Below are 19,723 nucleotides of genomic sequence, written 5' to 3'. Positions count from 1 at the left end.
CCGTGACGACGGAGGTTGCGTAATCCGTTGAGGGTGCGCGACGGATCAGCCCGGAACGCCCACCTTCGCCTTCGCCCACGAGCGCCCGCGGGTGTCCTTGAGGATGTCGTACTCGACGTCGACGTGCGGCTCGATCGCGCTGTACTTGTCGTTCGGTGCACCGATGACGAGCTGGAAGCCGAGGCCGCGCCAGGCGCCGATCGCGCGCTTGGTGAAGTGCGCGTCGGCCTTGATGAGCGCCTCGTCGAGGAAGACGGGGGCGTAGCGCGGGCGCTCCGATCCGGCGTCCCCGAGCTGGTAGCGCAGGGCCGCACCCACGATGAAGGCGATGAGCTCCTGCGATTCGCCGCCCGACTTCTCGCCGATGTGGTCGTAGAGCGCCACGTGCTCGCCCGTGTCGGCGCGGAAGCGCTCGGCGCTGACCCGCACGTGGTTGCGCACGTCGACGAGGTCGGCGAAGTCGGGGGCGGTGGGGCGGATGCGGTTGATCAACCGCGCCATGCGCCCGTACACGCCCTCGCGCTCCTCGTCTGTCGAGGCCGCGTCGATCGCCGCGCGAACGTCGCGCAGCTCGCGGCGGAAGCGCTTGCGCACCTCCGACTGGCTCTCGCGCGGAACGATCTGGAGGCGGTGGTCGTCGTCGTAGAACGGCAGGTCCTGCATGATGTCGTTGATCGGGGCGATGCGCTCGCGGATCTCGCGCAGGGCGCGCGTGAGCGCCGAGTCGAGGCTCGTGAGGTCGTTGCCCGACAGGCGCAGCAGCGAGTCGCGCCATTCCGCTTCGAGTTCGTGCAGGCCGCTGGCCTCGAGCTCGCTGAGGATCCGCTCGAAGTCGCCGAGCGCCTCATCGGGGTCGGCGAGCAGGTTGGGGCTCGGCCACCGGTCGGTGAACGCGGTCATCGTGCGGCGCAGGCTCTCGCGCTGGTCGCTCCACGTCTCCTGGGTCGCACGCTGTTCCTCGAGCAGACGCTTCGACGCCGACTCGAGGGCGGCGTCGAACCGCGCGAGCCGCTGCGAGGGCGAGACGTCATCGCCGGAGGGCGCCACGAACAGCCCGTCGAGGTACGCGACCTCGTCGGGGGTGAGCGTCATATCGCGGTCCTCGGCCCGTTCGAGCAGGATCTGCGCGGCATCCACGTCGTCGGTGGTCTCGGCCCAGCGTGCGGCGAGGGTCTGCTGCTCGGTCTTGGCTCCGCCGATCTCCTCGCGCAGGCGCGCGACGCGGGCCTTCGCGCCCGAGATCTGCTCCTGCAGCTCGGCGATGCGGGGGTTTCCCGCGGTGACCTCGACGACGGTTTCGTTCCAGCGGTCGAGATCGCGTTCGACGGATGCCACGTCGACCTGGTCCCACGACAGGTCCGCGATCTTCTCGAGGGCGCCGCGCCGGTCGTCGAAGGCGTCGAGGGCGGCGGCGGCCTCGTCGACCGCGGCCTTGGCGGCGGTGAGGTCGCGCCGGACGGTGACGATCTGCTCGCCGAGCTCGGTGAGGCGCACGCGGGACGAGAAACCGAGGATGCTCTGCCGCGCCGAGCCGCCGTGGGCGCCGCGGGCGCCCTGGCTCGTCTGGCCCGAGATCGTGAGCGCCATGCGGTGCTGTGAGAGCTCCGACGCGGCATCCACGCAGACGAACGCGAACTGCTGCTCGAGGCGGTCCTGCAGCCAGCCGGTGAAGGGCGAGGAGCGGAACTCCAGGCGCCCGGGCAGGGTCGCCGGGTCCAGCGCCCCGCGCTCGGGGAGGTCGGTAGGAACACCCTCGAACCGGAGGCGCTCCGAGAGTCGCACGCTGTCGATCGCGGCGCGGAACGCAGAGAGGTGCGCGGCGTCGACGAGCAGCGTCGTCGCGAACCCGCCCAGCGCGAGGGTGAACGCCCCGCGCCACGGTTCGAACTCGGTGCGCACGTCGACGAGCTCGGCGACGAAGGGCAGCTCGGCGGCGGTGAGCCCCGCGGCCTCGGCCAGCGCCTCGCGCGCCTCGTGCAGACGCGGGGGGATGTTGTCGTCGCGGGTCTGCGTGCGCCGGTGCTCGGTCTCGAGGGCGGCGAGCTGCTGGCGCAGGTCGGTGTGCCGGCTGCTGGCGGCGACGAAGGCGTCGCGCACCGCGCTCTTGGCATCCGTGTCGGCGAGGGTGCGCCGCGCTTCGGCGACGAGCGCGGTGAACTGCTTCTCGGTGGCGACCTCGACCGAGAGCACGGCGAGGGCCGCTTCGAACCGTTCGCGGTCGCGCTGCATGCCCGCGAGGCGCCGCTCGAGGGTCCGCAGTTCGCGCTGCGCCGCGTCGAGCCGGTCGCCGCCCGCCGCGCGCAGCACGTCGCCCAGTGCCTCGCGTTCGGCCTCTGCCGCGTCGGCGAGGGCCTGGCGTTCGCGCACGAGCGCGTCGGTGGCGTGCGTGCGGTCGCGCAGCTCGGCCTCGACCGCTTCGAGCAGGTCGACCCGTCGCTGCGCGCGCCAGAGCGAGGCGCGCGACTCGGGGTCGCCGAAGCGCCCGAGCGCGTCGATCAGGCGCAGGCGCTCGGCGGCGTCGTCGATGCGCGTCTTCATGCCGCGGATCGGTTGCAGGGCCCGCACCTGCTGGCGGGCCTCGAGCATGCGCGTGCGCGTCGACTCGAGCCCGTCGAAGTGCGTGACGACCGCGTCGGCCACGGCGAGCGTCTCGGGCTCTTCGAGCACCATGCGCTTGTAGAGGTCGTCGACGGTGGTGATCTGCTGACCGGCCTGGATGCGCGCGAGCAGGCTCATCGCCTTCGAGCCCGCTCCCGCCGCGCCGATGCCGAGCACGGCGTGCAGCCGCGCCGAGAACTCGCGGTCGGTCGCGAGGGTGTCGAGGCCCGCCGCCCGCACGGCCGAGTCGGAGAGGTGGCTCTGCGCCGCGCGCTCGAGCTGGCGCAGGTCGAACGCCCCGTGCACGGTCGCGCGCACCTTGACGGCGTCGTCGAGCGTGCGGGCGGCGGCGGGGAAGTACCAGGCCCGCACCGCCGTGAAGCGCGCGCCGTCGTGGTCGGCCCAGGTCATGCCGATCGCGGTCCACGTGTCGACCCCGTCGCCGCGCAGCACCCGCACTTTGGTGCCCTCGTCGGTGCGCGACTCGTCGAGCTTGCCGCGGCCGTAGGAGAGGATGTTGCGCTGCTCCTGGCCGCGCGGGCGACCCACGACCGCGCCGTTCGAGGCGCCGTTGAAGGGGGTCGTGTGCGGCATCATCAGTGCGACGTACGCGTCCATGAGCGTGGACTTGCCCGAGCCCGATCCGCCGCACAGGAGCGTCGCGGTCGGCGCGAAGCGCACGCGGTGCGTGCCGTCGTATCCGCCCCAGTTGATCAGCTGCAGGTCTTCGGCGACCCACTGCTGCCCGCGGGAGGCCGCGGGGATGAGCCCGAACAGCGTCTCGAGCATGGTCATGCGCGCTCCTCCTCGAGGATTCCGGATGCCACGGCCTCGGCGTCATCGATCAGGGGCGCCGGGGTGTCGGCATCCCGTGTCTGCTCCTCCAACCACCGCTGCAGATCGCGCAGCACCTCGGCGCTGAGCACGATCTCGATGAGCGGCCCGATGCGGTAGCGCCCCTCGGACTCCTCTTCGATGATGCCCTCGCGGTCGAGGCGCGCGATCGCGGTGCGGACGGCCCGCTGCTGGCTCGCGCGGGTGCCGTCGGTCTCGCTGAAGTAAGTGAGCACGGTCTGCTCGACCTCTTCGACGTCGACGCGGGCGGATGCCGTGCCGGCGGTCGTCTCGCGCTGGAACACCGTGCGCAGGTAGACGAGCACGAGCGTCTCGGCGCGCGAGTACGCCTCGTCCTTCAACAGGATCGGCACGTCGACGTCGTCGCTGCGCACCTGCTCCTTGTAGGCGACGCCGCGGGCGTGGTCGACGACGAGGCGCACGAACAGGTCGTTCAGGCGCGACTCGATCATCTGCTGGTGCTCGAGCAGCAGCTTCCACTCGGCGGGCGAGTTGTCGGCCACGAGGAAGCGCCGCTGCAGGATGCGCACGAGCACGCGCCGCACGTCGGCGTCGAGCGTGCCGCGGTCGCCCGCGAACAGCGCGTCGGGGTCGTTCTCCATGGCTACCGGGGCGATGAAGGCGGGGGTGTCCGTGTCAGGGGCGGACGGGTCGATGTCAGTCATCGGCATCCGTTTCTGTGGCAGTCGGGGGTTCCGCGTCCGAGACGCGAGAGGGCGCGGCGATGACCGCGCCGAAGGCGAAGCGCCGGGTGGTGCCGTCGGGACGGACGGCCTCGACGATCGAGACGTCGTCTGTCTCGACCAGGCCCTCGCGGTGGACGATCTCGAGCAGGCCGACGAGGTCGACCGGGCGCCGGGTCTCGGCATCCGCTCCGGCGAAGGCCGTCGCGAGGTCGAAGCCCCCGGGAAGCGTGGCCACGTACGCCTCGAGTTCGGCGTAGTGCGGGCCGCCCCACGCGCGCGTGTCGGCGTCGACGAACTCGACGTCGGAGTCTCCGGATGCCAACGGCGCCGGCGCCCCGGGAGGACGCACGTCGCCGAGCGAGCGGCGCAGGTGCCCGATGTCGGCGAGGGGTAGGGTGCGCACCGGTTCGACGCGCCCGGGGGAGCGGGTCTGGCTCCAGCGGTGCAGACCCGCCATGACCGAGCGCAGCAGATCGTCGACCTGCCGGTCGCGGATCGGGTCGTGCGTGCGCACCTGCGCGGTGATGACGTGCGATGCGCGTCGCTGGGCGGTGAGCACCTCCTGCACGCCGGCCTCGACGCGCCTGGCGATCGCGTCGAGCTCTCCGCGCTGCTCGGGGGTCATCAGGCGCGAGAACGGCTGGGTGAGCACGGCGTGCAGCTGGTCGGTGAGGTCGTCAATGTTCTCGGGGTCGCCGATCAGGCGCAGCGCTCCCTGGAACGCCCGGCCCTCGGGGGTCGCCTGCATCACCTGGCGACCGCGCTCGAGGTACTCGCGCAGCACATCGCCGGTGGGGCGCACATCACGACGGAGTTCGGCCACGACGTCGCGCTGCATCGCGGCGATGGATTCGGCCACGCGCGAGAAATCGGCCGGCAGTTCGCGCGCGAGGTGGATGACGTTCTCGGCCTCTTCGAGCAGGTGGTCGTCGTCGAGCGGTTCGACGACGCCCCCGTCGAGCGCCGCGATCTCGGCATCCAGAGCCGCCCGTTCCTCGAGCAGGGCCTCTCGGCGCCGCGCGGGATCGCTCTCGGCGTCGCGCGCGAGGCGGTCGACGGCGTCGAGCAGCGTCCGCACGCGCGAGCGCGAGACCCGCGCCCGGCCGCCGCCCGCACGACCGGCGATCTCGAGGGCACCGACGGCGTGCGCCGACAGGCGGTAGACCTCGACGTCGTCTTCGATCTGCAGGCCGAGCCAGCCCACGCGCACCCACCCGCGGCAGATCTCACGCGCGGTACCGGCGGGGATGCGGCGGTCGTCGTCGGTGTCGATGCCGGCGGCGCGCAGTTCGTCGATCGCCTCGGCGACTTCGACGTGGGCGTCGGCGACCGCGACGGCGGGGCGATCGGGGGTGAACACGATCGACAGCACCGCGACGACGAACGGGGCGAAGCGCCCGTGCAGCAGATCGAGCGTCGGGTTCTTGAACGCCGTCACCGAGCGCAGGTACGCGGCTTCGGTTCGGGTGCTGCTCACTGGCTGAAGTCTACCGGCGGCGCGGCGCGCGCCGTGGCGGCCGTCACCCCGATGTGCACGCGTAAAGGGTCGCACCGGTCACCTTGTCGACCTCGCCGCCCTCCTTCGCCTGGCTGAAGTTCCAGTCATCGACCTCGTGGCATCCGGGCCCCGTCGCCACCCGTCGCACCGGATCGCCCTCGGGAGCCCCGGATGCCACGACGAAGAGCCGCGCGCGGCCGCTGCGGACCATCTGGTCGAGCTCCTCGGTGGTGAAGACCGGGACGTGCCCGCTGTAGCCGCCGTCGGTGAGGACGCTCGCCCCGGTGGCGTCGATCACCTGGGACGACAGCGCCCAGGAGTCGGTCACGAAGAGGGGCAGGCCGTTCGCGCCACCGCCGTGCTCGCGGGCCGCCTGCACGATCTGCGCGACGGCGGGACTCATCTGCGGACTACCGCCCCAGGGCGCCGGCGCCGACACCGTGAAGGTCTCGTCGGGGTGGCCGCCGCGGGCGGTGACGCCGACGTAGGCATCGCCCCCGCTGCCGTCACGGGCGTCGTCGATGACCTGCAGACTCGTCGCGATGGGCAGGCAGAGCAGAGCGACGGCGAGAGCGGCGGGGGCGACGCAGCGGACGCGGGGGAGTGCGGCCGGCGGCGACAGGGCGGCGACGGCGCCGATCGCGAGTCCCACCGCGCCCACCGCCACCGCGGGGATGAGCAACACCTCGGGGAGGCGGGCTTCGGCGATGAGGACGGCCCACCAGATCGACTGGACGACGACGACCGCCGGAAGCACGAGCCGCACGCTCGTTCGCGCGGAACGAAGCAGCCGCACCCCCTCGACCCACGCGACGACGACGAGCAGCACCATCGGAACGCCGAGAGCCGCCACGTAGGCGGTGTGCGGAACGTGGGCGAGGGTGAGCACGGCCGCGGCCGTCGCGAACCACACGGCGGCGACCACCACGAGGGGGGAGCGCGTCGCGGAGGCCCGCGCGAGAGGACGCCCCCGCCGGGGCCGGTGACGCCAGATGCCGAGGGCGATCCCCGCGAGCGCCGCCGGGTACAGCCACCCGATCTGGGTGACCAGGGGCAACTCGAGCAGCTTCGTGAGCGTCGGCGAACCCCCCGAGCTCGCGGGGGCGTGCGTGGTCAGGGCGTGTCCGATCGCGGCGAGGGTCGCGCCGAGCCCGCCTACCGACGTCGGGGCGCCGACCGAGCCGGGAACGGCCCCCGGCACGAAGCGATCCAGGCCGTTGTACCCGAACACCATCGCGAAGACGTCGTCGTTCGTCGAACCGTCCACGTAGGGACGGGAGCCCGCGGGAACCAGCGCGACGATCGTGATCCACGCGACGGATGCCACGACGGCGGCGCCCGTGAGCGCCCCGGCGCGCACCAGGCCGCGACGCCATCCCTCGGTCGCCGCCAGCGTGCCGGCGATGAGGGCGGGTAGCAGGAACCACGCGGCCATCATCTTGGCCTGGAATCCCACACCGATGAAGAGAGCGCACAGGACGAGCGGCCACCAGGTCGAGGTGAGGATCGCGCGCTGCCACCACACCAGGGCGACCGCGAGGGCCATCGTCAGCAGTCCGTCCTCCATCGGATGGGCGAACATCGATACGAAGATGGGGGTCGATGCGGCGGCGGCCGCCGCGACGAGGCCCGCGCCCCGTCCGCCCCACCGCCGCGCGAGCACAGCGCACGCCACGACGGTCACCGCGCCCTCGACGACCTGCGGCAGGGCGATCGCCGAGATCGACATGCCGAACAGGCGGATGCTCAGCGCCTGGGGCACAGCGAAGCCGCTGAGCTTGTCGAGGGTGACGGTGGCATCCGGATCGAAGGCGCCGAAGAAGAGGGCGTGCCATGACTGCGACATCGACCGCGCGGACGCCTCGTAGAACGAGAAGTCTCCGCCGCGCGCGAGATTCCAGCAGGTGAGCACGACGAATGCCGCGACGATCAGCGTCAGCGAGATCCGGGCCCACCAGGGTTCACGCCACCAGCGCGCGAGAGGGACGGGAGAGGTCACGACGCACAGAATCCCCCGGCGATAACGGGAGCGGATATCAATCGCCTATGTCGCGGGTGTGGGTGGATGACGCACCCACAGCGGCGACCGGTCAGACCTCGGAGCGCGGCCCGGCGACGGTCTTGGAGACGCCCGTGACCGGCTGGTTCTCGTCGAACGAGGCGATGGGTCGGCGGAACCCGCGCGTCAGGACGACGAGGTACACCACCCCGATGCCCGTCCAGATCAGACCGCCCACGAGGGCGTGCATGTCGAGGTTGATCCACAGCAGACCGGTGAGCAGCATGCCGATCGCGGGCATGACGATGTAACGCGCGATGTCGGCCGGGGTCTTGCGGAGTCCCTTGCGGACGGCGAACCAGGCGATCACCGAGATGTTGACGAAGGTGAACGCCACCAGGGCGCCGTAGTTGATGTACGCCGCGATCTGCTCGAGGGTGAACGAGATCGCGAAGAGGCTCACGAGGCCGACGATGACGATCGACAGCGTCGGGGTGTGGGTGCGGGGGTTGATGTAGCCGAAGACCTTGCGGGGGAGCACGTTGTTGCGTCCCATCACCATGAGCATGCGCGACACCGAGGCGTGCGACGCCAACCACGACGCGAGGGTCGCGGCGAACCCGGCGGCGGTCAGCACCGCCTGCAGGACCGGTCCGCCGACCTGCACGCCGATCTCGGGCAGGGTGCTGTCCTCGATCGCCTCCTGCGGGAAGGCGGTCGAGTCGGGGAAGCGCAGCTGCGTCACGTACGAGGCGATCAGGAAGATCAGGCCGCCGACCACCAGGGTGAGGAGGATCGCGCGCGGCATGATCTTGGGCGTCTTCGCCTCTTCGGAGTACATCGACACCGCATCGAACCCGATGAACGAGAAGCACACGACCGTGGCTCCGGCCAGAACCGCGCCGAACTGCACGTCGCTGTGGGCGAAGGGGGCGATCGACACCGGAGTCCCGGCCCCCGCCCCGCCGACCAGCTGCACCACGACCATGACGACGAACACGGTCATCACGAGGATCGAGAACACGAGGAGGATCATGTTCACGTTCGAGGTGCCGCGCATGGTCAGGTAGATGACTCCGGTCACACCCGCGGTGAAGACGACGACCCAGATCCAGCCCGGGACGTCGGGGAACAACGCCTCCATGTAGCTGCGGAGGATGAGGGCGTTCACCATCGGCAGCAGCATGTAGTCGATGAGGGCCGTCCAGCCCACCACGAAGCCGACGCCGGGGTGGATGGACTCGCGCGCGTAGGTGTACGCGGAGCCGGCGCTCGGGATGACGCGGACCATCTTGCCGTAGCTGACGGCGGTGAAGACGAGGACGACGAGGGCCACGGCGTAGGCGGCCGGGACGACGTTGTTCGTCTTGTCGGCGACGAGACCGAAGGTGTCGAAGACGACGGTCGGGGTCATGTACCCCAGACCCAGACCGACGATCGACCAAAGGCCGAGGGTGCGGGCGAGCGTGGCGCCGGAGTTCGCCGTGGGGGCGGCGGCGCGGGTGTTCTCGTTCGTGGCTCCTCCTGGAGGGTGCGGATCGCGCTCGGGTGCGCGATCGGGATGGTGTCGGGTACAGCATCGTGAGCACCGCTCAGGGGTGGGAGCGGGATGAAGACCGCCCGGCGAGCGCGGCTCGCGGGCGGGGGAGGGATGCCGGCATCGGTCGCGCCGGCACCCCGCGAGGTCAGAGTCGGGTCCAGGCCTCCTGCAGCACCGAGCGCAGGATCTGCTCGATCTCGTCGAACTCGGTCGGTCCCAGGGTGAGGGGAGGGGCGAGCTGGATGACCGGGTCGCCGCGGTCGTCCGCTCGGCAGTACAGGCCGGCGTCGAAGAGGGCCTTGGACAAGAAGCCCCGCAGCAGCCGCTCGGACTCGTCGTCGTCGAAGGTCTCTTTCGTGGTCTTGTCCTTCACCAGCTCGATGCCGAAGAAGTAGCCGTCGCCGCGGACGTCCCCGACGATCGGCAGGTCGAGGAGGCGCTCGAGGGTCGAGCGGAAGACCGGGGAGTTGCGGCGGACGTTCTCGAGCAGGCCCTCTTCTTCGAAGACGTCGAGGTTCTCCAGCGCCACGGCCGCCGAGACGGGGTGACCGCCGAAGGTGTAGCCGTGGGGGAACGACACGTCGCCGTGGGCGAAGGGTTCGTAGAGGCGGTCGCTCACGATGGTGCCGCCGAGGGGAGAGTATCCGCTCGTCACCGCCTTGGCGAAGGTGATCATGTCGGGCTGGTAGTCGTAGGCCGAGGCGCCGAAGTAGTGACCGAGACGGCCGAAGGCGCAGATGACCTCGTCGGAGACGAGCAGCACGTCGTAGGTGTCGCAGATCTCTCGCACGCGCTGGAAGTAGCCGGCCGGGGCGGGGAAGCACCCACCGGCGTTCTGCACGGGCTCGAGGAAGACCGCGGCGACGGTCTCGGGTCCCTCGAACTGGATCATCTGCTCGATGCGATCCGCGGCCCACAGGCCGAACTCCTCGGGGGTGCCCCCGCCGAAGCCGGACTCGGCGGCCCGGTAGTAGTTGGTGTTGGGCACGCGGAACCCGCCCGGGGTGACCGGCTCGAACATGTGCTTCATGACGGGAAGACCGGTGATCGCCAGGGCCCCCTGCGTGGTGCCGTGGTATGCGATCGCCCGCGAGATGACCTTGTGCTTCGAGGGCTTGCCCTGGATCTTCCAGTACTGCTTCGCGAGCTTGAACGCCGTCTCGACCGCCTCTCCTCCGCCGGTGGAGAAGAAAACGTGGTTCAGGTCGCCCGGGGCGAGGTCGGCCAGTCGCTCGGCCAGTTCGATCGCGGCCGGGTGGGCGTAGGACCACAGCGGGAAGAACGCCAGCTGCTCGGCCTGCTTCGCGGCCGCCTGGGCGATGCGGCGACGCCCGTGACCGGCGTTGACCACGAACAGGCCCGCGAGTCCGTCGATGTACTTCTTGCCCGCGGCATCCCAGATGTGATGGCCCTCGCCCTTGACGATGATCGGGACGCCGGGGCCCTCGGTCATCGTGGACTGGCGCGAGAAGTGCATCCAGAGGTGATCGCGGGCCTTGGCCTGGAGGTCGGTGTTGAGGTCGGTTTCGAAAAGCGTCATCGCGTTCCCCAGTTGTAGAGCTGACGGTGGAGCTTGAGATAGACGAAGGTCTCGGTCGAGACGACGTCGGGGAGCGACCGGATGCGGTCGTTCAGCAGGTCGATCAGGTCGTCGTCGCTCTCGCAGACGACCTCGACGAGCAGATCGAAGGAGCCAGCGGTCGACACCACGTAGGTGACCCCGGGCAGCGCCGTCATCTGCCCCGCCACGACGCGGGTGTCGCCCGAGACCCGTACGCCGATCATGGCCTGGCGCGCGAAGCCGAGCTGGAGGGGATCGGTGACGGCGACGATCTGCAGGATGCCGGCGTCCTGCAGCTTCTGCACCCGCTGGCGCGTGGCGGTCTCGCTCAAGCCGACGGCCTTGCCGATCTCGGCGTAGGAACGGCGCCCGTCTTCCTGCAGCTGCTCGACGATGGCCTTCGAGACGGCGTCGAGAGCGGGGCTGCGTTCGGTCACGGGAGTCATGATGGGCGACGGTATCAGCGCGATATCGCCAAGATCAATGATGATCTCGACATTTACGACACCGTAACGACGCGGAAACCGTCGCCCTCGCGCCGGGGTCGCGGCAGGGGCGTCTGCCCCCAGTACGATGACCGCGGGGGTGCCGATGTCCGCGAAACGCACGAACTGGTCGTCCACGTGTCGCGTGCTGCACCGCGCGGCGGCGCTCGTCGCGGGCGCGACCCTGGTCGCCGCGGGCGCGATCGCCGCTCCGGCCGCCTCGGCTGCGACCTCGCTGCCCGGGTGGCTGTCGACCCAGGGGTCGACGATCGTGACGGCATCCGGGGCCCCCTTCACCATCAAGGCCACGGCCTGGTTCGGGATGGAGACCTCGAACTGCGCCCCGCACGGACTGTGGTCGATCGCGCTCGACGACGGCCTCTCCGCGATCGCGGGGATGGGGTTCAACACCATCCGGTTGCCCTTCTCGAACGAGTGCCTCGCGGCGAAGGCCTCGAACTCGATCAACGGCGCGGTCAACCCCGGACTGGTGTCGCTCACACCGCTGCAGCTGATGGACACGGTCATCGCGCGCGCGAAGGCGCACGGGTTGTCGGTCATCCTCGATCGCCACCGCCCCGACTCGGCGGCGCAGAGCGAGCTCTGGTACACGGGTCAGTACAGCGAACAACGCTGGATCGACGACTGGAAGATGCTCGCCGCTCGCTACAAGAACGAGTCCGCGGTGATCGGCGTCGACCTGCATAACGAGCCCCACGGCGGCGCGTGCTGGAACTGCGGCGACCCCGCCCGCGATTGGCGCGCGGCGGCCACGCGCGCCGGCAATGCCGTGCTCGGGGTCAACCCTCGCCTGCTGATCATCATCGAGGGCGTGGAGCGACAGAACGACGGCTCGAACACCTGGTGGGGCGGCGGTCTGAAAGACGCCGGGGCCGCGCCCGTGACCCTCGCCGTGAAGAACCGCGTGGTCTACTCGCCGCACGACTACCCCGCCAGCGTCTTCGCGCAGCCCTGGTTCTCGGCATCCGGGTATCCCGCCAATCTCGAGGCGGTGTGGGATGCCAACTGGGGTTACCTCGTGCGCAAGAACATCGCGCCCGTGCTGCTCGGCGAATTCGGCACGAAGCTCGAGACCGCGAGCGACCGGGCCTGGCTCGACGCGCTCGTGGCGTACGTGGCCAAGACGAAGATCAGCTACGCGTACTGGTCGTTCAACCCGAACAGCGGCGACACCGGCGGGCTGGTCGCCGACGACTGGCGCACTCCGCAGAAGGCCAAGCTGGCCGCGCTCGCACCGATCCTGACGCCGGTCGCGGCGCCCGCTCCGCAGCCGGCTCCGATTCCCTCGACCCCGGCCCCGAAGACCACGCCCCGGCCGAGCCTCACGCCGACACCGACACCCACACCGACGGCGACGCCCAAGCCGCCCACCCCGTCCCCGAAGCCCTCGGTATCGGTGCCGCCGAGCCACGCACCCACCCCGAAGCCGGGCGCCGGGACGGCCCCGGGAGCTTCGGCCGGCATCACCGCGACCTGGGTCCCGCAGAGCACCTGGGGCGAGGGGTACGTCGCCGAGCTCACCGTCACGGCGACAGGTCCCGTCACGAAGTGGTCGGTCTCGTTCGACGCCGCCGGAACCACCGCGGTGTCGAACGCGTGGGGCATGAAATGCTCGGTCGCGGCCGGGCGCGTGACGTGCACGGGAGCCGACTGGGCGGCGACCCTCGCTCCCGGCCAGACGGTGAGGGTCGGGCTGCAGGCCGCCGCCACGCGGGCACCGTCGCCTGCGAAGCTCACCCTGTCGGCATCCTGATCCACGCCCGGCGAGAGCATCCATCGCTGGCGCATAGGTTCCGTAAGGCTGCGGTGAGGGAAGCGCTGTCTACGATTCGGCGGTGACCGCTGCTTCTCCTCCCGTCCCCACGCCGACCCTTCCGCTGATCGCGGGCCTGCGACGACCCCGCGGATGGACCGTCGGTCTCGTCCTCATCGGGCTCGGCGCGCTGGTCCTCACCGGCTGGCAGGTGTGGGCGGGGGCGCCGAGCGAGTACTACGCCTCGATCGCGCTGTCGATGAGCCGCTCGTGGTCGAACTTCTTCTTCGGCGCCGTGGACCCTGCGGGCACCGTCACCCTCGACAAGATCCCGGGCTCATTCTGGATCCCGGCCCTCTTCGTCCGGGCATTCGGATACTCCGCCTGGGCGGTGATCCTGCCCAACTCCCTCGCCGCCGTCGCCGCCGCCCTCGTCACCGCCGTCACCGCCCGACGCCTGGCGGGGGAGCGTGCCGGACTCATCGCCGGGAGCATCGCTGTTGTCACGCCGATCCTCGTCGCGGTGGCCCGCTCGAACCAGCCCGAGACCTTCTTCGTCCTCGGCCTCTCCCTCACCGCGTGGGCGGCGGTGCGCGCCGTGCAGGCGCGGAGCCTGGGGTGGCTGATCGCTGCGGGAGCGCTGATCGGCCTGTCGTTCCAGTTCTACGAGCTCGAGGCGTGGGCGGTGTGGCCGGCCCTAGCGCTGGCGTACCTCTTCACCCGGCAGTCCTGGGCCCGACGACTCGGTCACCTCGCCCTGGCCGGAGCGGTGAGCCTCGTGGCATCCCTGTGGTGGGTCGCGATCGTCTCGATGATCCCCGCCGGGAGTCGGCCCTACATCGGCAGCACCCTGTCGAACAACCCGTGGGAGATGGTGTTCGGGTACAACGGGCTCGGTCGCTTCTCGGCCACGGCCGACAGCGCGGCCTACGAGTCGTTCACCCCGCCCTTCTCGGGCGAGCCCGGCGTGCTGCGCCTCTTCAACGCCCAGCTCGCGGGCCAGGTGGCGTGGCTCATCCCCGCGGCGATCGTCGGGATCATCGTCCTGTGGGTGCTGCGGTTCTCGCGCCCGCTCACGGTGCTGCTGACCGTGTGGCTCGCGACCTTCGCCGCGATGTTCTCCACCGTCGCCGGAATGCACCAGTTCTACACCGCGGCCCTCGCGGTCCCGCTGGCACTCGTCGTGGGGACGGCGCTCGCCGCGGCGCATCGGGCGGGCAGGGTCTGGCCGCAGATCGCGATCGTCGCTGTCGCCGGGTCGACCGCCCTGGGGATCGGCCTGGCCACGGGCGGGTACAGCGTGCCGGTCTCGATCGCGCAGGGCGTCGCGGCGGTCGTCGCGATCGTGCTGCTCTCGACGCGGCACCGCCGGCGCGCGGTCACGACGGTCGCGGTGATGACCGGGTTGCTCCTCACCCCGGCCGTGTGGTCGGCCGTGACCATCGCCCACCCCAGTTCGATCAACCCGGTCGCGGGCGGGGCCGCCGAGTCCGCGGGCTTCGGCGGTCGCGGTTTCGGGGGAGCGGAGTTCGCCGGCGGGATGCCGACCGGGGGGCGCGGCAGCCAGGGATTCGGCGCGGCGCCCGGCGGGGGAGCGGCGCCCGGATCGGGGCAGAGCGCCGGGCAGGGCGCGGGTCGCGGTACCGGTGCCGCGCCGGGCGGATCGTCGTCGGCACGCACGCGCGGGGCGGCGGGCGGGGCACCCACCGGCTTCGGCGGCGGCGGCTTCGGCGCGGGCGGGGCGGACGACAGCGCCCTCGTCTCGTGGCTGCAGGCCCGCAGCACGGGGTCGACGTACCTGGCGGCGACCTTTGGGGCGCAATCTGCGGCGCAGCTGATCCTCGCCTCGGACGGAGGCTCGTTCCTGCCCATCGGCGGCTTCAACGGCACCGACGGCGTGCCGACGCTGGACGCCTTCACCGCGCTGGTCGACTCCGGCCAGGTGCGCTACGTCATCGGCGGGGACCAACGGGGAGGGGGCACGTCCCTGGGGGCCGCGTCGACGACCACCGCCTCATCGCAGATCCGCACCTGGGTCACCCAGCACTGCGCGACCGACAGCTCGGCTCCCACGACCGTCTACGACTGCGGCTGACCGGTTCGCTCGGGCGGAGCATCCGGCCCGCGTGACTCAGCGGCCGAGGAACTCCATGCCCGCCTCGCGGAACGCCCGTGCACCGGGGGCGTTGACGTGGTGCCGCCCCGGGATGTCTGCGAACTCGCCGCGGGGGAGGAGCCCTGCCAGGTGCTGCGACTGGTCGTGGATGGGGTCGTCCGTGCCCGTCGCGATCAGCACGGGCTGCTGCGGCGGCGTCGAGGGGTCGGGATCGGTCTCGCCGAGGCGCATGCCCTCGGCGATCGCGACGAGGGCGCGCAGGTCGTTGCCCGGCACGCGTTCGGCGAGCGAGACGTAGCGCTGGGTCGTGGCATCCTGAACGGGCTCACCGTGGTCGAGGAAGGCGCGGGCCTGATCGACCTGCAACCGGGCGAGAGGGCGTCCATCCGGGATGCCGCCGAGCACGGCCCGCTCGACGTGTTCGGGGGCGTCGACGGCGAGCTGCCAGCCGACCCGCCCGCCGAGCGAGTAGCCGAGATAACGGACCTGATCGAGCAGGTACGTGTCGAGCACGGCGACGAGGTCGGACACGAGGGTGGGCATCGTGTAGGACGCGGCGTCGTGCGGCTTCTCGCTCGCTCCGTGACCGCGCTGGTCGACGGCGATCACGCGGTAGCCGGCGCGCAGCAGGTCGCGCACCCAGCCGGTGTTGACCCAGTTGTCGCGCGTGCTCGAACCGAAGCCGTGCACGCACAGCACGGGGTCGGCCTCGACGTCGCCCCACGAGTAGGTGGCCAGGCGCACGTTGTCGCCGACGATGACGAATTGCGCGGGGGGAACCTCGGTCAGAGCGGGAACGGCATCCATTCCTCCGATCCTGGCAGAGCGGGCCCGCTCGCCGGGGGTAGTGGTCATAGTGGTCTCATGGGATACACGCGCGCCGAACTCGAGTCGTTCCGGGATGCCACGCGGCCCGACCTCGTGGAGCCGGGCGTACGTCTGCTCTTCGTCGGCATCAACCCGGGGCTGTGGACCGCCGCGACCGGAACGCCGTTCGCGCGACCGGGAAACCGGTTCTGGCCCGCGCTGGTGAAGGCGGGGATACTCCCCCGACTACCCGTGTACTCCGAGCCCCTCGGCGACGAGGACCGCCGGATGATCTTCGACGCCGGGGTGGGGGTGTCGAACCTCGTCGCCCGGGCGACGGCGCGCGCCGACGAACTCTCGCGTGACGAGCTGCGCTCGGGAGCCGCGGCTCTGGTCGAGCGGGTCGCCGCGTGGCGGCCCCGGGCCGTCGCAGTTGTCGGCCTCACCGCCTACCGCCAGGGGTTCCAGCGGCCCCGCGCGACCGCGGGACGGCAGGAGCAGGCGATCGCCGACGTGCCCACCTGGGTGCTGCCCAACCCCAGCGGCCTCAACGCGCACGACACCGTGGATTCGCTCGCTCGGGCCTACGCGGACCCGGCGCGCGCGGCGGGAGTGATCCGCTGAGGGCGGCCGGCCCCGGCGCGCGGGCATGCCACGATGACAGGATGCCGCCCACCCGCCGTCGCCTGATCGCCCTCCTCGCCCTGGCGGTGGTCGTGGCGGCGGGGCTCGTCGTGCACCTCGTGCTCCCGTCCAGCGACGCGGCGGACATCGCGGGCGATGCGCTGTACACGGTCGCGGTCTACGCCGGGCTCGTGGTCGGGTTCCCCCGTCTGCGGCCGCTGGTCGTCGCCCTCGTCGCCGGGGGATGGAGCGTGGCCGTCGAGCTCTTCCAGGCGACCGGGGTCCCCGCCGACCTCGCGGAGCGGTTCCGGCCCGTCGCACTCGTGCTCGGCACGGGGTTCGACGCGCGCGACCTCGTCGTCTACGCGTGCGCGGCCGTCGTCGCCGGCTTGACGGATGCCGCGACGGGGCGCGCCCTCCGTCGCGAGACGCGACGCCCCGGGGCTCCTCCCCAGGGGAGAAGCGCCTGAGCCGGTCGCCGACCGGCGGTATCGTGACCTGCTCGGGCGAGGGAGGGCAGGGGCGATGAGAGTGCGGTTCGAGGGCGACGTCTACCGGTGGGAGGCACGCAGCGACAGCGACTGGTACTTCGTCGCCCTGCCGCCCGATCTCAGCGCCGAGATCCGCGAGACGCAGACCTTCCGCCGCGGATTCGGCGGCGTACGCGTGGACGCCACGATCGGCGGCTCCACCTTCCGCACCTCGATCTTCCCGCAGACGGGAGGCGTCTACGTCCTGCCTCTCAAACGCGCGGTGCGCGACGCTGAGGGGATCGATCCCGGGGCGATCGTGCGCGTCGACCTCTTCGTGCTCGACGCCTGAGCACGTGCCGGTGCTGCTCGGTCTCGCCGCCGGAGTGTTCGCCGCCGCGAGCCTCACCCTCGTCGTGACAGACCTGCGCTCTCACCGTCTTCCCGATGCCGTCGTCCTCCCGGCCGCGGCGCTGGTGGGAGCGCTGCTGACGGCCGAGGCGGCGCGGATCGGCGACCCGGGGCGTGCGCTCGGCGTGATCGGGGGCGCCGCGGCCGCCTTTGCCGTCGCCCTGACCCTGCATCTCGCCCGCCCCGCGGCGTTCGGCGGGGGAGACGTCAAGCTCGCCGCCCTCGTCGGGACGCCGCTCGGATGGTTTGGGCCCGAGGCCGTGGCATCCGGTCTGCTCCTCTCGCTCGTGCTCGGCGGTGTCGCCGCGGGGGGAGTGCTGCTCGCAGGCGACCGGCGCGCAGAGATCGCGTACGGGCCCTGGCTGCTGCTGGGCACGTGGCTGCGGATGGCGGTCGGGTACGGCGAGGCGAGAGGGATGCCGCCGGGCTGAGCTGTCGTTGCGCACCCGCGCGGTCAACCCCGCACGACGCATTCGCGCGCGCCGCTAGCCTGGCGCCATGGCCGACCTCATCCGTCGCGTCACGGCGTGGGCCCTGCGGCTCCGTCTCGTGCGCGCCTTCCTCGTCTATTCGGGGGCGCGCGGCCCCATGCTGGCCGACAGCGTGACCTACCGCACGCTGTTCAGTCTGTTCGCCGCGGTGCTGCTGGGCTTCTCGTTCGCGACCGTCTGGCTCGCGGGCAATCCGGAGGGGATCGCCGCCCTCGAGCGTTCCGTGAACAGCGTGGTCCCGGGCCTGGTCGGGCCCGACGGGCTGCTGAAGGTCAGCGACATCAAGGCCCCGCCGGAGTTCACGGTCGCGGGGATCATCGCAATCCTCGGTCTGGTCGGCGCCGCCATCGGCGCGATCGGGTCGCTGCGCTCCGCTCTGCGACAGATCGCCGGCGTCGCCACCGACGACACGCTTCCGATCCTGGTGATCCTGCGCAATCTCGCCGTCGCCGTCGGCATCGGCGTCGCCCTCGTCGGGGCGGCCGTCGTCACCTTCCTCGCCACGGCGGGGCTCACGTTCGTGCGCGAGCTGCTGGGCATCTCCGCCGACTCGTGGGTCACGGCGGTGCTGACCTGGCTGCTCTCGACCGTCGTCGTCCTCGTGCTCGATACCGCGGCCGTCGCCGTGGCGTTTGCGGCACTGTCGGGCGTCAAGACCCGTCGCCGCACCCTGTTGCGCGGTGCCCTGCTCGGCGGTGTCGGGCTGGTCGTCCTGCAGCAGCTGTCGGGGCTGTTCGTCGGCGGAGCGGGCAACAACCCCCTGCTGGCGACGTTCGCCTCGCTCATCGCCCTGCTGCTGTGGCTGAACCTCTCGAGCCAGGTGATCCTCATCGCGGGGGCGTACATCACCGTCGCGACCGAGGAGGACCAGGACCGCGTGCGTGCGAAGTACGGTGCGTCGACGATGATCCAGTTCCGCGTCCGTCGCGCCGAGAAGGCCGTGCGTGCAGCTACCGGCGAGCTCGAGGCCGCCCGCGCCGCCGAGGCGAAGGAACGCGAGACGCTCGCGAAGAACGACCCCGCCGCCGCCGACCGCGAGGACCGCGCCGAGGTGCGCGCGGGCTCCCGCGATGAGTGAGAGCGCGGGCGGAGTGCTGGCCGCGGGCGAGCGCATCTCGGCGTACAGCGCCGACGCGGTCCGCGCGGCCGAGAAGCCGCTCCTCGCCGAGGGGCGACCGCTCATGCGGCGGGCCGCCGCGGCCCTGGCCGACATCGTCGCGCGCCGTCTCGCCGATCGGCCGGGGGCGGTCCTTGTCCTCGCCGGGGCGGGCGACAACGGGGGAGACGCCCTCTACGCCGCGGCCGACCTGTGCGCCGTCGCCGATCGCGTCGACATCGTGCTCGTGCGCGACCGCGTGCACCGGGCGGCCCTTGATGCGGCCGTGGCCGCGGGAGCGCGCGTGCGGTCCGCCTCGGACGTCTGCGAGGCGATGGGCGGATACGTGCTCGTGCTCGACGGCATCCTGGGCATCGGACGTTTGGCGGACCGCCGCCTGCGCGGGGGAGCACGCGCCCTCGTCGAGTGCGTGCGAGCCCAGGAGCAGCGACCGCTGGTGGTCGCGGTCGATCTGCCGAGCGGTCTGGACCCCGACGACGGCACGGCGGATGCCGCGGTGCTCGCCGCCGATCTGACGGTGACGTTCGGAGCGCTCAAGGCGGGCCTCGTGCGGGGTCGCGGCCCCGAGCTCGCCGGGCGCGTGCACTTGGTCGATCTCGGGCTGGAGCCCTACCTGAGGCTCGCGCATCCCGCGGTCACCGCCCCGGTCGACGTGGTGCGGGTCACCCCGCGCGATGGCGCGTGAACGGGC

General features: G+C 71.7%; 15 protein-coding genes and 1 pseudogene. 8 read left to right on the top strand and 8 right to left on the bottom strand.

What is annotated here, in order from left to right; all coding sequences use genetic code 11:
• Nucleotides 1-45: 45 nt before the first annotated feature.
• The 7 genes and pseudogenes from AB6V31_RS04315 to AB6V31_RS04285 form a co-directional block, all read right to left on the bottom strand.
• Nucleotides 46-3,393, bottom strand: a complete 3,348-nt coding sequence (locus tag AB6V31_RS04315) for an ATP-binding protein (protein ID WP_369364290.1) — start codon at nucleotides 3,391-3,393, stop codon at nucleotides 46-48.
• On the bottom strand, nucleotides 3,390-4,118 hold the full coding sequence (locus AB6V31_RS04310; RefSeq protein ID WP_074694302.1) for a DUF4194 domain-containing protein: 729 nt from the start codon (nucleotides 4,116-4,118) through the stop codon (nucleotides 3,390-3,392). Before AB6V31_RS04310 ends, AB6V31_RS04315 begins: the two co-directional genes overlap by 4 nt.
• Complete coding sequence (locus tag AB6V31_RS04305) at nucleotides 4,111-5,616, bottom strand: DUF3375 domain-containing protein (protein WP_056227612.1); 1,506 nt, start codon at nucleotides 5,614-5,616, stop codon at nucleotides 4,111-4,113. The genes AB6V31_RS04310 and AB6V31_RS04305 overlap by 8 nt, the downstream gene beginning before the upstream one ends.
• 43 nt (nucleotides 5,617-5,659) lie before the next feature.
• On the bottom strand, nucleotides 5,660-7,636 hold the full coding sequence (locus tag AB6V31_RS04300; RefSeq protein ID WP_369364287.1) for an ArnT family glycosyltransferase: 1,977 nt from the start codon (nucleotides 7,634-7,636) through the stop codon (nucleotides 5,660-5,662).
• Nucleotides 7,637-7,727: 91 nt separating this feature from the next.
• Nucleotides 7,728-9,083, bottom strand: a pseudogene (locus tag AB6V31_RS04295) (APC family permease); the annotation flags it as partial.
• Nucleotides 9,084-9,321: 238 nt separating this feature from the next.
• The gene (locus AB6V31_RS04290) at nucleotides 9,322-10,716 is read right to left on the bottom strand and encodes an aspartate aminotransferase family protein (RefSeq protein ID WP_369364285.1); all 1,395 of its coding nucleotides are present in this window, start codon (nucleotides 10,714-10,716) and stop codon (nucleotides 9,322-9,324) included.
• The gene (locus AB6V31_RS04285) at nucleotides 10,713-11,183 is read right to left on the bottom strand and encodes an Lrp/AsnC family transcriptional regulator (protein ID WP_144781983.1); all 471 of its coding nucleotides are present in this window, start codon (nucleotides 11,181-11,183) and stop codon (nucleotides 10,713-10,715) included. Before AB6V31_RS04285 ends, AB6V31_RS04290 begins: the two co-directional genes overlap by 4 nt.
• A 145-nt stretch (nucleotides 11,184-11,328) precedes the next feature.
• On the opposite strand from AB6V31_RS04285, the gene AB6V31_RS04280 reads away from it, so the two are divergent.
• Entirely contained in the window at nucleotides 11,329-12,996 is a 1,668-nt protein-coding gene (locus AB6V31_RS04280; RefSeq protein ID WP_369364283.1) for a cellulase family glycosylhydrolase, read from the top strand.
• An 82-nt stretch (nucleotides 12,997-13,078) separates the two neighbouring features.
• A complete protein-coding gene (locus AB6V31_RS04275) occupies nucleotides 13,079-15,091 on the top strand; it encodes an ArnT family glycosyltransferase (RefSeq protein ID WP_369364282.1) in 2,013 nt (670 codons plus the stop codon).
• A 36-nt stretch (nucleotides 15,092-15,127) separates the two neighbouring features.
• Here AB6V31_RS04275 and AB6V31_RS04270 read toward each other — a convergent pair whose 3' ends face one another.
• Nucleotides 15,128-15,919: an alpha/beta fold hydrolase gene (locus AB6V31_RS04270; RefSeq protein ID WP_144781980.1), complete on the bottom strand. Its 792-nt coding sequence runs from the start codon at nucleotides 15,917-15,919 to the stop codon at nucleotides 15,128-15,130.
• Between the two features lie 57 nt (nucleotides 15,920-15,976).
• Between AB6V31_RS04270 and AB6V31_RS04265 the strand changes: the two genes are divergently transcribed.
• The 6 genes from AB6V31_RS04265 (at nucleotide 15,977) to AB6V31_RS04240 (ending at nucleotide 19,717) form a co-directional block, all read left to right on the top strand.
• Nucleotides 15,977-16,543: a mismatch-specific DNA-glycosylase gene (locus AB6V31_RS04265; protein WP_056227637.1), complete on the top strand. Its 567-nt coding sequence runs from the start codon at nucleotides 15,977-15,979 to the stop codon at nucleotides 16,541-16,543.
• Nucleotides 16,544-16,584: 41 nt separating this feature from the next.
• Nucleotides 16,585-17,013 carry a DUF2809 domain-containing protein gene (locus AB6V31_RS04260; RefSeq protein ID WP_369364279.1) on the top strand — a complete coding sequence of 143 codons (429 nt, stop codon included), beginning with the start codon at nucleotides 16,585-16,587 and terminating at the stop codon, nucleotides 17,011-17,013.
• A 55-nt stretch (nucleotides 17,014-17,068) separates the two neighbouring features.
• On the top strand, nucleotides 17,069-17,365 hold the full coding sequence (locus AB6V31_RS04255; protein WP_056227644.1) for a DUF1905 domain-containing protein: 297 nt from the start codon (nucleotides 17,069-17,071) through the stop codon (nucleotides 17,363-17,365).
• A 4-nt stretch (nucleotides 17,366-17,369) separates the two neighbouring features.
• Entirely contained in the window at nucleotides 17,370-17,855 is a 486-nt protein-coding gene (locus AB6V31_RS04250; protein ID WP_369364277.1) for a prepilin peptidase, read from the top strand.
• A gap of 67 nt (nucleotides 17,856-17,922) precedes the next feature.
• Nucleotides 17,923-18,993, top strand: coding sequence for a YhjD/YihY/BrkB family envelope integrity protein (locus AB6V31_RS04245; RefSeq protein ID WP_056227652.1), 1,071 nt, complete (start codon nucleotides 17,923-17,925; stop codon nucleotides 18,991-18,993).
• Nucleotides 18,986-19,717: an NAD(P)H-hydrate epimerase gene (locus AB6V31_RS04240; RefSeq protein WP_369364275.1), complete on the top strand. Its 732-nt coding sequence runs from the start codon at nucleotides 18,986-18,988 to the stop codon at nucleotides 19,715-19,717. Before AB6V31_RS04245 ends, AB6V31_RS04240 begins: the two co-directional genes overlap by 8 nt.
• Nucleotides 19,718-19,723: the final 6 nt, after the last annotated feature.

This window comes from Microbacterium sp. 16-032 (assembly GCF_041079455.1).
GTDB lineage: Bacteria > Actinomycetota > Actinomycetes > Actinomycetales > Microbacteriaceae > Microbacterium > Microbacterium testaceum_A.
The sequence above is the reverse complement of the archived record's forward strand: the minus strand, read 5'-3'. Positions and strand labels throughout refer to the sequence as shown.

What these genes read in the sequence shown, in the direction of transcription:
- AB6V31_RS04315 (WP_369364290.1), bottom strand. Translation starts at nt 3,393, where the DNA reads ATGACCATGCTCGAGACGCTGTTCGGGCTCATCCCCGCGGCCTCCCGC.
- AB6V31_RS04310 (WP_074694302.1), bottom strand. Translation starts at nt 4,118, where the DNA reads ATGACTGACATCGACCCGTCCGCCCCTGACACGGACACCCCCGCCTTC.
- AB6V31_RS04290 (WP_369364285.1), bottom strand. Translation starts at nt 10,716, where the DNA reads ATGACGCTTTTCGAAACCGACCTCAACACCGACCTCCAGGCCAAGGCC.
- AB6V31_RS04285 (WP_144781983.1), bottom strand. Translation starts at nt 11,183, where the DNA reads ATGACTCCCGTGACCGAACGCAGCCCCGCTCTCGACGCCGTCTCGAAG.
- AB6V31_RS04280 (WP_369364283.1), top strand. Translation starts at nt 11,329, where the DNA reads ATGTCCGCGAAACGCACGAACTGGTCGTCCACGTGTCGCGTGCTGCAC.
- AB6V31_RS04270 (WP_144781980.1), bottom strand. Translation starts at nt 15,919, where the DNA reads ATGGATGCCGTTCCCGCTCTGACCGAGGTTCCCCCCGCGCAATTCGTC.
- AB6V31_RS04265 (WP_056227637.1), top strand. Translation starts at nt 15,977, where the DNA reads ATGGGATACACGCGCGCCGAACTCGAGTCGTTCCGGGATGCCACGCGG.
- AB6V31_RS04260 (WP_369364279.1), top strand. Translation starts at nt 16,585, where the DNA reads ATGCCGCCCACCCGCCGTCGCCTGATCGCCCTCCTCGCCCTGGCGGTG.
- AB6V31_RS04255 (WP_056227644.1), top strand. Translation starts at nt 17,069, where the DNA reads ATGAGAGTGCGGTTCGAGGGCGACGTCTACCGGTGGGAGGCACGCAGC.
- AB6V31_RS04245 (WP_056227652.1), top strand. Translation starts at nt 17,923, where the DNA reads ATGGCCGACCTCATCCGTCGCGTCACGGCGTGGGCCCTGCGGCTCCGT.
- AB6V31_RS04240 (WP_369364275.1), top strand. Translation starts at nt 18,986, where the DNA reads ATGAGTGAGAGCGCGGGCGGAGTGCTGGCCGCGGGCGAGCGCATCTCG.